General features: G+C 65.3%; 11 protein-coding genes and 2 riboswitches. Of the genes, 4 read left to right on the top strand and 7 right to left on the bottom strand.

Annotation, left to right across the window (positions count from 1 at the left end):
* Positions 1 to 136: 136 nt before the first annotated feature.
* Genes rfbC through rfbB form a run of 4 tightly spaced genes read right to left on the bottom strand, consistent with a single transcriptional unit; the run spans position 137 to position 3,563 of the window.
* Complete coding sequence (gene rfbC, locus QHG62_RS21935) at positions 137 to 685, bottom strand: dTDP-4-dehydrorhamnose 3,5-epimerase (protein ID WP_281147754.1); 549 nt, start codon at positions 683 to 685, stop codon at positions 137 to 139.
* Positions 682 to 1,575, bottom strand: coding sequence for a glucose-1-phosphate thymidylyltransferase RfbA (gene rfbA / locus QHG62_RS21930; protein WP_281147753.1), 894 nt, complete (start codon positions 1,573 to 1,575; stop codon positions 682 to 684). Before rfbA ends, rfbC begins: the two co-directional genes overlap by 4 nt.
* Positions 1,576 to 1,602: 27 nt before the next feature.
* Entirely contained in the window at positions 1,603 to 2,493 is an 891-nt protein-coding gene (gene rfbD, locus QHG62_RS21925; protein WP_281147752.1) for a dTDP-4-dehydrorhamnose reductase, read from the bottom strand.
* Positions 2,490 to 3,563, bottom strand: coding sequence for a dTDP-glucose 4,6-dehydratase (gene rfbB / locus QHG62_RS21920; protein ID WP_281147751.1), 1,074 nt, complete (start codon positions 3,561 to 3,563; stop codon positions 2,490 to 2,492). Before rfbB ends, rfbD begins: the two co-directional genes overlap by 4 nt.
* Before the next feature lie 116 nt (positions 3,564 to 3,679).
* Positions 3,680 to 3,770: riboswitch (glycine riboswitch) on the top strand.
* Positions 3,771 to 3,802: 32 nt separating this feature from the next.
* Positions 3,803 to 3,908, top strand: a riboswitch (glycine riboswitch).
* 91 nt (positions 3,909 to 3,999) lie between these two features.
* On the opposite strand from rfbB, the gene QHG62_RS21915 reads away from it, so the two are divergent.
* Entirely contained in the window at positions 4,000 to 5,301 is a 1,302-nt protein-coding gene (locus QHG62_RS21915) for a D-amino acid dehydrogenase (protein WP_281147750.1), read from the top strand.
* An 18-nt stretch (positions 5,302 to 5,319) separates the two neighbouring features.
* Here QHG62_RS21915 and QHG62_RS21910 read toward each other — a convergent pair whose 3' ends face one another.
* From QHG62_RS21910 to QHG62_RS21900, 3 genes are all read right to left on the bottom strand, one after another.
* Positions 5,320 to 6,600: an FIST signal transduction protein gene (locus tag QHG62_RS21910; protein WP_281147749.1), complete on the bottom strand. Its 1,281-nt coding sequence runs from the start codon at positions 6,598 to 6,600 to the stop codon at positions 5,320 to 5,322.
* Positions 6,601 to 6,645: 45 nt separating this feature from the next.
* Positions 6,646 to 7,335 carry a PhaM family polyhydroxyalkanoate granule multifunctional regulatory protein gene (locus tag QHG62_RS21905; protein ID WP_281147748.1) on the bottom strand — a complete coding sequence of 230 codons (690 nt, stop codon included), beginning with the start codon at positions 7,333 to 7,335 and terminating at the stop codon, positions 6,646 to 6,648.
* 97 nt (positions 7,336 to 7,432) lie between these two features.
* Complete coding sequence (locus tag QHG62_RS21900) at positions 7,433 to 8,848, bottom strand: PLP-dependent aminotransferase family protein (RefSeq protein WP_126747656.1); 1,416 nt, start codon at positions 8,846 to 8,848, stop codon at positions 7,433 to 7,435.
* Between the two features lie 103 nt (positions 8,849 to 8,951).
* Here QHG62_RS21900 and QHG62_RS21895 point away from each other — a divergent pair, with 103 nt between their 5' ends.
* The 3 genes from QHG62_RS21895 to QHG62_RS21885 are packed head-to-tail and all read left to right on the top strand — an operon-like array spanning position 8,952 to position 11,745.
* On the top strand, positions 8,952 to 9,551 hold the full coding sequence (locus QHG62_RS21895) for a LysE family translocator (protein ID WP_281147747.1): 600 nt from the start codon (positions 8,952 to 8,954) through the stop codon (positions 9,549 to 9,551).
* Positions 9,548 to 10,504, top strand: a complete 957-nt coding sequence (locus QHG62_RS21890) for a DMT family transporter (RefSeq protein WP_281147746.1) — start codon at positions 9,548 to 9,550, stop codon at positions 10,502 to 10,504. Before QHG62_RS21895 ends, QHG62_RS21890 begins: the two co-directional genes overlap by 4 nt.
* Positions 10,505 to 10,542: 38 nt before the next feature.
* On the top strand, positions 10,543 to 11,745 hold the full coding sequence (locus QHG62_RS21885; RefSeq protein ID WP_281147745.1) for a PLP-dependent aminotransferase family protein: 1,203 nt from the start codon (positions 10,543 to 10,545) through the stop codon (positions 11,743 to 11,745).
* Positions 11,746 to 11,773: the final 28 nt, after the last annotated feature.

Here is an 11,773-nt window from a genome sequence, read left to right as displayed (position 1 = left end):
GACGGTGAACACGCCCCGCAACACACAATGGTTCAAGCGAATGCCGCCAGAGGCACACCGTCCGCCAGTCAAACCCGTACGTCCCGTCACTAAGACCTTCCGGCCGGCAAATGCTGTTTCGAAATCGCTCGAGCCTTCACGGAAAGAACTCCGCATTGTCCATCGTCGAGGCTTGCAAGTCCTTGCCGGACAACTGCGGTAGGACACCCGTTTCCGGCCACTCGATGCCAAGTTTCGGGTCATCCCAGCGGATGGCGCGCTCGTGCGCGGGCGCATAGTAGTCCGTGGCCTTGTACAAGAAATCCGCCGACTCGCTCAGGACAAGGAAGCCGTGCGCCAAGCCTTCAGGGACCCACAATTGCTTGTGGTTGTCCTCCGTGAGCTCAATGCCGACCCACCGCCCGAAGGTCGGTGACGACTTGCGGATGTCCACGGCCACATCGAACACCGCACCGCGCGCCACGCGCACCAGCTTTCCCTGCGTTTGCTGCACCTGGTAGTGCAGCCCTCGAAGGACGCCCTTCGCCGATCGCGAATGGTTATCTTGAGCAAACTCCACGTGCCGGCCTACAGCCTCATCGAAGGCCTTGCTATTGAAGCTCTCCATGAAGAAGCCTCTTGCATCGCCGAACACCTTCGGCTCGATGACGAGGACATCAGGGATCAAGGTCGGCGTGACCTTCATGAGCGTACCTCGTCATTCAGCAAGTGCTTCAGATACCTGCCGTAGCCACTCTTCTCCAGCGGCCCGGCGAGCTTTTGGAGTTGCTCGGTCGTAATGAATCTGTTGCGCCACGCGATCTCCTCCGGGCAGGCAATCTTCAGTCCTTGCCGGTGCTCCAGAGTTGCAATGAACTGCCCCGCCTCCAGCAAGCTCTCGTGCGTGCCGGTATCCAGCCACGCGTACCCGCGCTGCATGATCTGCACGCTCAACTGATCGAGGCCGAGATACGCCTGGTTGACAGCGGTGATTTCCAGCTCGCCGCGCGCGCTGGGCTTCACTGCCTTGGCGATGTCAACGACCTGGTTATCGTAAAAATACAAGCCCGTCACCGCATAGCTGCTCTTCGGCTTCAACGGCTTTTCTTCGATGCTGCTGGCCTTGCCCTTGGCATCGAACGCCACCACGCCGTAGCGCTCGGGGTCTTGCACGTGGTACGCGAATACCGTCGCACCCGACTGCTTCGCGTCGGCATCGGCGAGCAGATGCACGAGGTCATGCCCGTAGAAGATGTTGTCCCCCAGAACCAGCGCGCTGGGGTTGTTACCTACGAACTTGTCCCCGATGATGAACGCCTGCGCAAGTCCATCCGGACTCGGCTGCACCGCGTACTGCAGGTTCATGCCCCACTGGCTGCCATCGCCCAGCAGTTGCTGGAACCGCGGCGTGTCCTGCGGCGTGCTAATGATCAGGATGTCGCGCATGCCACCCAGCATCAACGTGCTGAGCGGGTAATAAATCATCGGCTTGTCATACACCGGTAGCAGCTGTTTGCTTATCGCCAGCGTTGCGGGGTGCAGCCGGGTGCCCGAGCCCCCGGCGAGAATGATGCCTTTGCGTTGCGTTGTGGTCATGCGTTTCTTCTCGTGTGAATTTACTCTTCAGAGCGTCTCGCGCAGCATGCGCGCAACGCCTTCCTGCCAGGGCGGCAGGCGTAGACCAAAAATGGTCTGCAGTTTGGCGGTGTCGAGGCGCGAGTTGTGTGGCCGTTTCGCTGACGTCGGAAACGCGCTGGTCGGCACAGCTTCGACAGCATCGGGCCCAGCCTTGAGCTCGACGCCGGCCTGTTGCGCTATCTCGAGAACGAAGCGCGCATAGCCGCACCAGGTGGTCTCCCCACCGGCCACCGCGTGATACAGGCCCGCCTTGGAAGGGTCCTGGAAGGTGGCGCGAATCGCATGCGCGGTTATGTCCGCGAGCAGCTCGGCACCTGTCGGCGCACCGAACTGATCGTCGATGACGGTCAGCTTGTCGCGCTCCTTGGCAAGCCGCAGCATGGTCTTTGCGAAGTTGCCGCCGCGCGCAGCAAACACCCAGCTGGTGCGAAAGATCAGGTGCTTGGCACAGTGCGCAGCCACCAGTTGCTCACCCTCGAGTTTTGTGCGGCCATACACGCTGAGGGGTCCGGTGGCGTCGTCTTCCTGCCAGGGCTTGCTGCCGCTGCCGTCGAACACGTAGTCGGTCGAGTAATGCACCATGAGCGCGCCGATCTGCCCGGCGGCTTCGGCCACCACGCCGGGCGAGGTGGCGTTGAGCTTGCGCGCAAAGTCGGGCTCGCTCTCGGCCTTGTCGACGGCCGTGTGTGCGGCCGCATTGACGATCACGTCAGGCCGAACCTTGAGCACGGTCTCGGCAAGCTGCTCCGGACGGCTGAAGTCGGCGTTGAAATCGGTGCTGTCGAAATCGAGCGCCACCAGTTCGCCCAACGGCGCAAGGCTGCGCTGCAGCTCCCAGCCGACCTGTCCGCCCTTGCCCAGCAGCAGCAACTTCATGCGGTCGCCTTTGTCGTGTCGTATTGCTTTTCGACCCATTCGCGGTACGCACCGCTTTGCACGTTGCGCACCCATTCGCCATTGGCGAGGTACCACTCGACGGTCTTGCGGATGCCGGTGTCGAAGGTTTCGGCGGGCTTCCAGCCCAGCTCACGCTCCAGCTTGCGTGCGTCGATGGCGTAGCGCCGGTCGTGGCCGGGGCGATCGGTGACGTAGCTGATCTGTTCCTTGTAGGGCTTGCCGTCTGCGCGCGGGCGCAGTTCGTCGAGCAGCGCACACACGGTGTTCACGATCTCGATGTTGGGCTTCTCGTTCCAGCCGCCGACGTTGTATGTCTCGCCCAGCTTGCCGGCCTCGAGCACGCGGCGGATGGCGCTGCAATGGTCCTTCACGTAGAGCCAGTCGCGCACCTGCATGCCATCGCCGTAAACCGGCAGGGGCTTGCCGACCAGCGCGTTGACGATCATCAGGGGGATGAGCTTCTCGGGAAAGTGGAACGGCCCGTAGTTGTTGGAGCAGTTGGTGGTGACCACCGGCAGGCCGTAGGTGTGGTGCCAGGCGCGCACGAGATGGTCGCTCGCGGCCTTGCTGGCCGAGTAAGGGCTGTTGGGCTCGTATTTGTTCTCTTCGGTAAATGCAGGGTCGGTCTTGGAGAGCGAGCCGTAGACCTCGTCGGTCGACACATGCAGAAAGCGGAAGGCATCCTTTTGCTCGGCCGGCAGCGCGCTCCAGTAGCCGCGCACCGATTCGAGCAGGCGAAAGGTACCAAGCACGTTGGTCTGCACGAAGTCTTCGGGGCCGTGAATGGAGCGGTCGACGTGCGACTCCGCGGCAAAGTTCACGACGGCACGTGGCTTGTGCTCGGCCAGAATGCGATCGACCAGGGCGCTGTCGCCGATGTCGCCCTGCACGAAGATGTGGCTCGGGTTGCCCTTGAGCGATGCAAGCGTCTCGAGATTGCCGGCATAGGTCAGCTTGTCGAGGTTGACGACGGGCTCATCGCTCTGCGCGATCCAGTCGAGTACGAAATTGGCGCCAATGAAGCCTGCGCCGCCGGTTACCAGGATCATGAAGTCCCCTGTTGTTGTCGAACGATCGCCCTCTGGCGAATGAACGGGCGATTATCCCATTGGCCCTCCGCCGGGCCGGATCAATGGTTGGCGCGTTCGCAAGCCCCGCCTACAATCAGCCCACTGCAGGAGAGCGGGCAACCCCGGTTGCCCTACCGAAGGCGCAAACTCCCATAAACGCTCAGGTCGGCCCGACGAAGTTCTCGAAATTTCGGCAAGGGGCCTGTACTGCACCAACTGACACGCCGTCTGGAGAGCCATCACCCCGCGTGATGCACCGAAGGAGCAAACCCGTTGCGGGCGCAGCGGGTGAATCTCTCAGGTACCGAGGACAGGGGGAGCGGCAACTTGGACGGCGGTCGTCCGGTTGCTTGCTATTTATTCAATAGCAAACCTCGCCCGCAGTTCAAGCGCTTCAACCTCAAAGGTATTTGAAATGCGCGTGATCGTTCTTGGCGCCGGCTTGCTCGGTGTTACCTCGGCTTACTACCTCCAGCAACTCGGCCACGAAGTGACCGTTGTCGACCGGCAGGCCACCCCCGCCGCCGAGACCAGTTTTGCCAATGGCGGGCAGATCTCCGTCAGCCATGCCGAACCCTGGGCAAATCCGAGCGCACCGCTCAAGGTGCTGCAGTGGCTCGGCAAGGAAGACGCCCCGCTGCTCTTTCGCATTCGCGCGGACATGCGCCAATGGCTCTGGGGCTTGCAGTTCCTGCGCGAATGCACCCCCGGCCGCACGAAGCACAACATCGAGCAGATCGTGCGCCTGGGCACCTACAGCCGCGAAGTGCTGCAGCAATTGCGGCGCGACACCGGCATCGCCTACGACCAGCGCACGCAAGGCATCCTGCACTTCTATACCACGCAGAAAGAGTTCGACAGCGCTCTTGCGCCCGCCGAGCAGATGCGCGCACTCGGCTGCGAACGGCAAGTCATCTCCGCGGATGAGGCAGTGAAGATCGAGCCCGCCCTGGCCCACATCCGTCCGCAATTGGCCGGCGCCACTTACACGGCAGAAGACGAATCCGGCGACGCCAACCTCTTCGCACGCGAAATGGCACGGCTAGCGGCAGCGGCCGGCGTGAAGTTCCTCATGAGCCACACGGTGACCGCGCTGCGCGAAGCGGGCGGCAGCATCGACCACGTGGAAGCCACCGACAGCGAAGGCCGCTTCCAGCGCATTCGGGGCGATGCCTTCGTGCTCGCGATGGGTTCGTTGAGCCCCCTGTATGCCGCACCGCTGGGTATTCGCCTGCCGATCTATCCGGCCAAAGGCTATTCGGTCACGCTGCCTGTAAAAGACGCGACAAAGGCGCACCAGGTTTCGCTGACCGACGATGAATTCAAGCTGGTGTTCTCGCGCTATACATCGGCATCTGGCGACCGCCTGCGCATTGCCGGAACGGCCGAGCTCAACGGCTACGACCGCGACTTGAACCGCGTGCGCTGCGAAGCGATCGTACGGCGCGTTGAACAACTCTTCCCCGGCGCAGGCGACACCACCCAGGCGCAGTTCTGGACCGGCCTGCGCCCCGCGACGCCGAGCAACGTGCCGTTGATCGGCAAAACGAAGCTGCCCAACCTGTACCTGAACACTGGGCACGGCACTCTCGGCTGGACGCATGCATGCGGCTCGGGCAAGTCGGTGGCGCGGATCGTGAGCGGGCTCGCACCCGAAGTCGATTTCGCGTTTGCCGGGATGCCTGCACCGGCAGCGCGCGTGCTCCAGCCGGCCTGATCAGGCCGGGGCGGCGGGTCAGTCGTTGCCGGTAAACACCGTCAAAACACCCGTATACCCATACAGGTGATGCCGCGCAATTTCACCCGCAGCAAAGAACCCCACCAGCGGCACGTCGCCCAGGGCGTGCCGCACGATCTGCAGCTCGGCGCCCGGTGCGCCGAAGTGCGGCCCGCCGCGTCCTGAGCAACTCACGTACACGGCGCCGGCGATGCGGCGCGCCGGGTGCGGCGCTGCTTCGGCCTCCCCGGCCGCCACGGCGCGCGCGGTGGCCAGGGTCTGCTCTTCAGGCTCCAGCTCTTCGCGGATTTCCGCGCAGATGCGCATCAGGTCGGCGCGAGCGGCCTGGGCATTGCGCCGACAGAAGGTCAGGCGCATGCCGGCCTCGGCCACGTCGGCAATGGCGATGCCGCGCCGCGTGGGGTCCAGGCCGATGATGTGGCGCACCAGCACGTCGGCACCGAGGTCGCCGGTGCGGCGAATGCCGTCGCTGCCCGCATCGGCCAGGCCCACCAGGGTGGCGCGCACGGCATCGATGGCTTCTTGCGGGCGCTCCAGCGACACCTGCAGGTCAGCCAGCAGCACGTCGAGCGCGGGCTCACCATCGAGCTTGAGCAGCAGGTTGCCGTCGGCTTCGGTGATCTCGCGCTCGCGCCCCCCGCCGGAGCGCAGCGGCTGGCAGCCTTGCGTGACGCGCGACACCAGCCGCACGCCCTCGCCGAACACCACGCCAGACAAACCTCCCGAGAACACGCCGCCCGCGGCGCCGTGGCCGCGGATGTTTCCGTTGCCGCCGACTGCAAACTGCAAGGCGCCCGCACGGCCCGACGAGAGGCCGCCGAACAGATAGCCGGTGTCGGTGCGGCCCGCCATCTCGCCGATCAGTTCGGTGAGGTCGGGGGTGGCGGGGTCCGCGTGCACGAGCGCCGTATGCGCCTCGAAACCGCTCATTTCGGAGTTGCCCAGCGGCGCAACGCCGGAGAACACGCGGTACTGATCGCTCGGCAGCGCGCAGAGCATCAGGCTCAGGCCGGGCTCGTCGAAGTATTCGGCATTGTTGGCCGACACACCGATGCCGACGGTGCCGGACCAGTCGGTCACCTCCGGAAGCTCGGCGCTCAGGTGGTCGAGGATGTCTTGCGCGTCCGACGCGTAGTGGTCGGTGATGTAGAGCAGCCCGAGCGTCGGCGCCGAGGCGTAGTCGGGCAGCGCCATCTGGGCGCGCAACTGGGCCAGCACAAGGCCGGCCGCCATGCGCCATTGCGGATGGGTGGCGTGACCGGAGGGAAACAAATTCATGATGCGTGCCAACCCGTTCTCTTCAAGATGTGTGTACGTATGACGTCAGCGCCGTCCGGTCGTTCGCTTTCGCGCGGCGGTCGGCGCCTTCTTTTTGGCGGCAGTTGCTGTTGTCGCCTTCCTTGCTGCCGGTTTTGACGCGGCGGGAGCGGCGGCCGGCGCCGGCACCTTGATCTGGGCCGCGTCGTGCAGGGCCGATGTGGCGATCTGCTGGAACTGCTCGGTCAGCGAACCCCACCATTGCATCGGATCGATCACGCCACCGTCGCCGCCCGATGCGGAAGCAGCCGAGGCCGGCTTGCTGCGGGCTTTTTTGGCGGGTGCCGGCGTTTCCTCCTCCGCCTCGACTTGTGGCTCAGGCTCCGCCGGCGGGGCAGCAACCGGCGCAGCCGGAGCCGCCTGCTTGGTGAACGCGCTCGCGATATCTTCCATCCGCACGTTCATGCCGCGCAAGGTCGAAAGTGTCATCTTTTGCACCTCGAGCGCCTGGATGGTCGCCTTGAGCGCATGGCCGTTCTGCTCGAGCCAATATTGCACTGTCTTGAGCTCCTGGATGCGCTTGTCGACCTCTTCCACGCTGAGCGTGGGCGCTACCCAGCTGGCAAGGCTCGGCAAACCGGGCACGGCGCTCGTGGCAGCGCCCGATCCGGCGGCGGCACCGCCTGCGAGATTCTTCAGAAAGTCGAATCCGGGGACAAATTGACTGAAGTCAAAAGGCTGGCTGGCGTTGCTCATGCAGGGGTCTCCGGGTTGGGTTTTCTTGTGATGCCAGCTTACTCCAACGCACCGGCGATTTGGGCCTGAGGCCCTCGCGTTTACCTGCCCGGAGCTGTCACAGCTCCGCACGGACCTTGCTGAACACCTTCCAGAAAGCGGCGTCCTGCGAGGTCGCGAAGTTGATGCGCATCATCGTGCTCGGCGGCCGTCGCGCATGAAAGAGCGAGCCCGGCGCGAGCAGGTAGCCCTGGTCGAGCATGCGCTGGGTGAGCGCGTCGGTGTCCACGCCGGTATCGACCCAGCCGAACAGCCCCGCAGGTTCCGAGGCGAAGGTGCAGCCGTGCGCCATGGCCAGCTTGACCGCACGGCTGCGCGCACCGTCGAGCCGGATGCGTATGCGATCGGCATGCCGGCGCAATTGCCCCTGGTCGATGCACCATGACAGCGCCCGCTCGAACAGCGTGGGCGTGGTCAGCGTGGCCAGCAGCTTGGTTTCGAGCAATCGCTCCTTCAACTCGGGCGATGCGGCCAGAAAGCCGATACGCCAGTTGGGCGCAAGGATCTTTGCGAACCCGCTCACGTAGATGGTGCGCTGCAGCCCGTCGAGCGCGCTGAGCCGCGTGGCGTGCTCGGGCGCGAGATGGCTGTAGGTGTCGTCCTCGACGATGTGGAAGTCGTGCTCGTTGGCCAGCTTCAGCACACGGTGCGCGCTGCCCGGCGTCAGGCTGTAGCCGGTCGGGTTATGCAGCACGCTCACACTCACGAACAGTTTTGGGCTGTGCAGCGCGCAGTACTGCGCCATCACTTCCAGGTCGGGTCCGTCGGCGCGGCGCGGCACCGGCAAGATGCGCATCCCCAGCGCCTCGAGCCGTGCGAATTCGAGCGCCCACCCGGGCTCTTCCACCATGACCGGATCGCCCGCGCGCAGCAGCGTGCGGCTCACGATGTCCAGCGCATGGGTAGCGCCGACGGTCGTCACGATCTGGTCGGGCGCCGCCGGCACGTTGATGCCCACGAGCTTGTTCGACAGGCTGCGCCGCAAGGCGGCATCGCCCGAGGGTTCGCCGTACTGGAGCGAGAGCTCCTGCAGCGCGGCTGTATTGGTCATGCGGCGCACCGCGGTCGGCATGAAGGTCGACGACATCCAGTCCGGCGGAAACACGCCCATGCCCGGCTGCGGCTTGTCGCTTGGCCTGTGGAACATGCTGCGGATGAGCGAACTCGCATCGGCCGGTACACGCGACGCCATCATCTGCGCGACCATGGGCGCCGCATTGGCCGGGCGCCCCTCCGGCGCGGGCGCCGCATCGCGCACATAGAAGCCGCGCTGCCGGCGCGCCTCGACCAGGCCCTGTGCCAGCAGCTGGTCGTAGGCGGCCACCACCGTATAGGGGCTCACGCCCTGCTGGCGCGCGCATTCGCGCACCGAGGGCAGGCGCGCGCCGGGCGGCAGCAGCCGGGTGCGAATGCGCTCTGCCAGCCGGTCGGCCAATTGCCCTGTGAGCGACTGGGTGGAGGTTCGTGTCAGCATCGGCCTTGCGCTTCTGTGTCGAGTGGCAGGCCAATACAGTTTTCAAATATGTTTGATCAACTGTATTGGAACTGTAATGGTCTCAAAGTTTAGAGTGTATGCAATGAACTGGCAAGAATTCACCGCGCTGCTGGTGCTGGCCACGGCGATGAGCTTCTCGCCCGGCCCCAACACCACGCTCTCCACCGCCTTGGCCGCAAACGGCGGCCTGCCGCGCGCCATGCGTTTTGTCGTGGCGGTTCCCGTGGGCTGGACGCTGCTGCTGGTGCTGTGCGCGGCCGGTATCGGCGCGCTGGTGGTGGCAGTGCCGTCGCTGCGCCTGGCCATCAAGGCGCTCGGCGTGGGTTACCTGCTGTGGCTCGCCTACAAGCTGAGCGGCAGCGGAACGCTCGGTCGTGCAGACGGCGCCAATCTCGATATCGGCTTTGGGCAGGGCGTGATGCTGCAGTTCGTCAACATCAAGGCCTGGCTGCTCGCCCTCACGCTGGTCGCCGGCTGGATTGCAGGGCAACCCGACCAGCTCGGCCGCTTCGCCATCGTCGCGCCGGTGATGCTGGTCTACGCCTTCATCAGCAACTTCACTTATGCACTGGTCGGCGCGCTGCTGCGCGAATGGCTCTCCAAGGGCAAGCGCCTGCTGTGGTTCAACCGCGCGATGGGGCTGGTGCTGGTGCTCACGGCCTGGTGGATGCTGAGCGTATGACCGGCCGGCTCACGATCAAGGACGAAACCCTGGGCATGTGGCTGGGCGTGATCGGCGTGGCGCTTTTCGCCGTCACCCTGCCGATGACGCGGCTGGCCACCGGCACGCAAGACGCGCCGCAGCTTTCGCCGTGGTTCGTCACGCTGGGCCGCGCCGCATTGGCCGGTGTTCTCTCGACCATCTTCCTGCTCGCCACGCGATCGCCCCGGCCCGCGCCGCACCAGTGGAAGCCGCTCGGCATGGCGGTGCTCGGCAATGTGATCGGCTATCCGCTGCTGCTGGGCTATGCCTTGCGCGTGGTCACGGCCAGCCATGCGGCCGTGGTCACCGCGCTGCTGCCGCTGGTGACCGCCGCGGTCGCAGCCCTGGTGCTGCACCAGCGCGCACGGCTCGGCTTCTGGCTCTGTGCCGTTGCAGGCAGCGTGCTGGTGGTGCTGTTCTCCGTGTTGCGAGCGAGCCAGAGCGGACACGGATTCGGTTTCGAATGGGCCGATCTGCTGCTGGTCGGCGCGGTCATCGCGGCTTCGTTCGGCTACATCTACGGCGCGCAGGTCACGCCGTCGCTCGGCGCGGAGCGCGTGATCTGCTGGGTGTGCGTGATGGCGCTGCCTGTCACGTTGCCGGCCACGTTGCTCCTGTGGCCGCAGGAACCCATCGCCACCACCGCTTGGGCGGGCTTCGTCTATGTCGGCGTGTTCTCGATGTGGATCGGCTTCTTCGCCTGGTACCGCGGGCTTGCAATGGGCGGCGCACTGCGTGTGAGCCAGACCCAGCTGCTGCAGCCTTTTCTGTCGATACTTGCCTCCATTCCGTTGCTGGGCGAGCCGCTCGATGTCGTGACCCTCGGTTTTGCCGCCGCAGTGGTCTGCACCGTGGTGCTCGGCAAGCGCCTTTCGCAATCGCAGGCCGCTCCTGCCGTTTCGCCGCGTTCAGCGCGCGCCGAACAATCCTGAAAATTCGCCCCTCACCTCACCCGCCTGAAAGAAGAATCATGAACTGGAAACTCGCCGCCCGCGCCGCCAAGATGAACCCGTCGGTGCTGCGCGAAATCCTCAAGGTCACCGAGCGCCCCGGCATCATCAGCCTGGCCGGCGGCCTGCCCTCGCCCAAGACCTTCCCTATCCAGGCCTTTGCCGACGCCTGCGCCGAGCTGCTGCACAAGGACGGCCAGGCAGCCCTGCAATACGCCGCGAGCGAAGGCTATGCGCCGCTGCGCCAGGCCGTGGCCGACATGCTGCCGTGGAACGTCGACCCTGCGCAGGTGCTCATCACCACCGGTTCGCAGCAGGGCCTGGATCTTGTCGCCAAGGTGCTGCTCGACCCGGGCAGCAAGGTGCTGGTCGAAACGCCCACCTACCTTGGCGCGCTGCAGGCCTTCGGTCCGATGGAGCCTGAGCCCGTGAGCGTGGCAAGCGACGACGACGGCGTGATCGTCGAAGACCTGGTGGCCAAGGCAAAGGATGCGCGCTTCATCTACCTGCTGCCCAATTTCCAGAACCCCACCGGCCGCACCATGACCGAAGAGCGCCGCGCGGCGGTCTCGGCCGCGGCTGCCGCTGCGGGCCTGCCGATCGTCGAGGACAACCCCTACGGCGAACTGTGGTTCGACGAAGCGCCGCCGCTGCCGCTGACCGCGCGCAACCCCGAAGGCTGCATCTACCTGGGCTCGTTCTCGAAGGTGCTGGCACCCGGCTTGCGCCTGGGCTTTCTGGTCGCGCCAAAGGCCGTCTATCCCAAGCTGCTGCAGGCCAAGCAGGCGGTCGACCTGCACACGCCCATCTTCACGCAACGCATGGTTTCGGCGGTGATGAAAGACAACTTCCTCGACAGCCACGTGCCCACCATCCGCGCGCTCTACAAGCGCCAGCGCGACGCGATGATCGCCGCGCTCACGCGCGAGATGGCCGGCCTGGACGTGAAGTTCAACGCACCCAAGGGCGGCATGTTCCTGTGGGCGCGCATGCCCGAGGGCATCGACACCGTGGCGCTGCTGCCCAAGGCGGTGGAGCGCAACGTTGCCTTCGTTCCGGGCGCGCCGTTCTACGCGGGCCAGGGCGATCCGCGCACGCTGCGCCTGTCGTTCGTCACGGCCAGCGTCGAAGAGATCGACGTCGCCATCGCTGCGCTGGCAGCGGCACTGCGCGAAGAACTGGCGCTGCTGGCCGAACGCAAGCTCGCGCCCGAACCCGTCTGAGCCGCCATACACGCCATACACAGAGGCA

Origin of the sequence: Variovorax paradoxus, assembly GCF_029919115.1 — a bacterium.
Taxonomy (GTDB): Bacteria; Pseudomonadota; Gammaproteobacteria; order Burkholderiales; family Burkholderiaceae_C; genus Variovorax; species Variovorax paradoxus_O.
The sequence above is the reverse complement of the archived record's forward strand: the minus strand, read 5'-3'. Positions and strand labels throughout refer to the sequence as shown.

What these genes read in the sequence shown, in the direction of transcription:
- rfbC (WP_281147754.1), bottom strand. Translation starts at nt 685, where the DNA reads ATGAAGGTCACGCCGACCTTGATCCCTGATGTCCTCGTCATCGAGCCG.
- rfbA (WP_281147753.1), bottom strand. Translation starts at nt 1,575, where the DNA reads ATGACCACAACGCAACGCAAAGGCATCATTCTCGCCGGGGGCTCGGGC.
- rfbD (WP_281147752.1), bottom strand. Translation starts at nt 2,493, where the DNA reads ATGAAGTTGCTGCTGCTGGGCAAGGGCGGACAGGTCGGCTGGGAGCTG.
- rfbB (WP_281147751.1), bottom strand. Translation starts at nt 3,563, where the DNA reads ATGATCCTGGTAACCGGCGGCGCAGGCTTCATTGGCGCCAATTTCGTA.
- QHG62_RS21915 (WP_281147750.1), top strand. Translation starts at nt 4,000, where the DNA reads ATGCGCGTGATCGTTCTTGGCGCCGGCTTGCTCGGTGTTACCTCGGCT.
- QHG62_RS21910 (WP_281147749.1), bottom strand. Translation starts at nt 6,600, where the DNA reads ATGAATTTGTTTCCCTCCGGTCACGCCACCCATCCGCAATGGCGCATG.
- QHG62_RS21905 (WP_281147748.1), bottom strand. Translation starts at nt 7,335, where the DNA reads ATGAGCAACGCCAGCCAGCCTTTTGACTTCAGTCAATTTGTCCCCGGA.
- QHG62_RS21900 (WP_126747656.1), bottom strand. Translation starts at nt 8,848, where the DNA reads ATGCTGACACGAACCTCCACCCAGTCGCTCACAGGGCAATTGGCCGAC.
- QHG62_RS21895 (WP_281147747.1), top strand. Translation starts at nt 8,952, where the DNA reads ATGAACTGGCAAGAATTCACCGCGCTGCTGGTGCTGGCCACGGCGATG.
- QHG62_RS21890 (WP_281147746.1), top strand. Translation starts at nt 9,548, where the DNA reads ATGACCGGCCGGCTCACGATCAAGGACGAAACCCTGGGCATGTGGCTG.
- QHG62_RS21885 (WP_281147745.1), top strand. Translation starts at nt 10,543, where the DNA reads ATGAACTGGAAACTCGCCGCCCGCGCCGCCAAGATGAACCCGTCGGTG.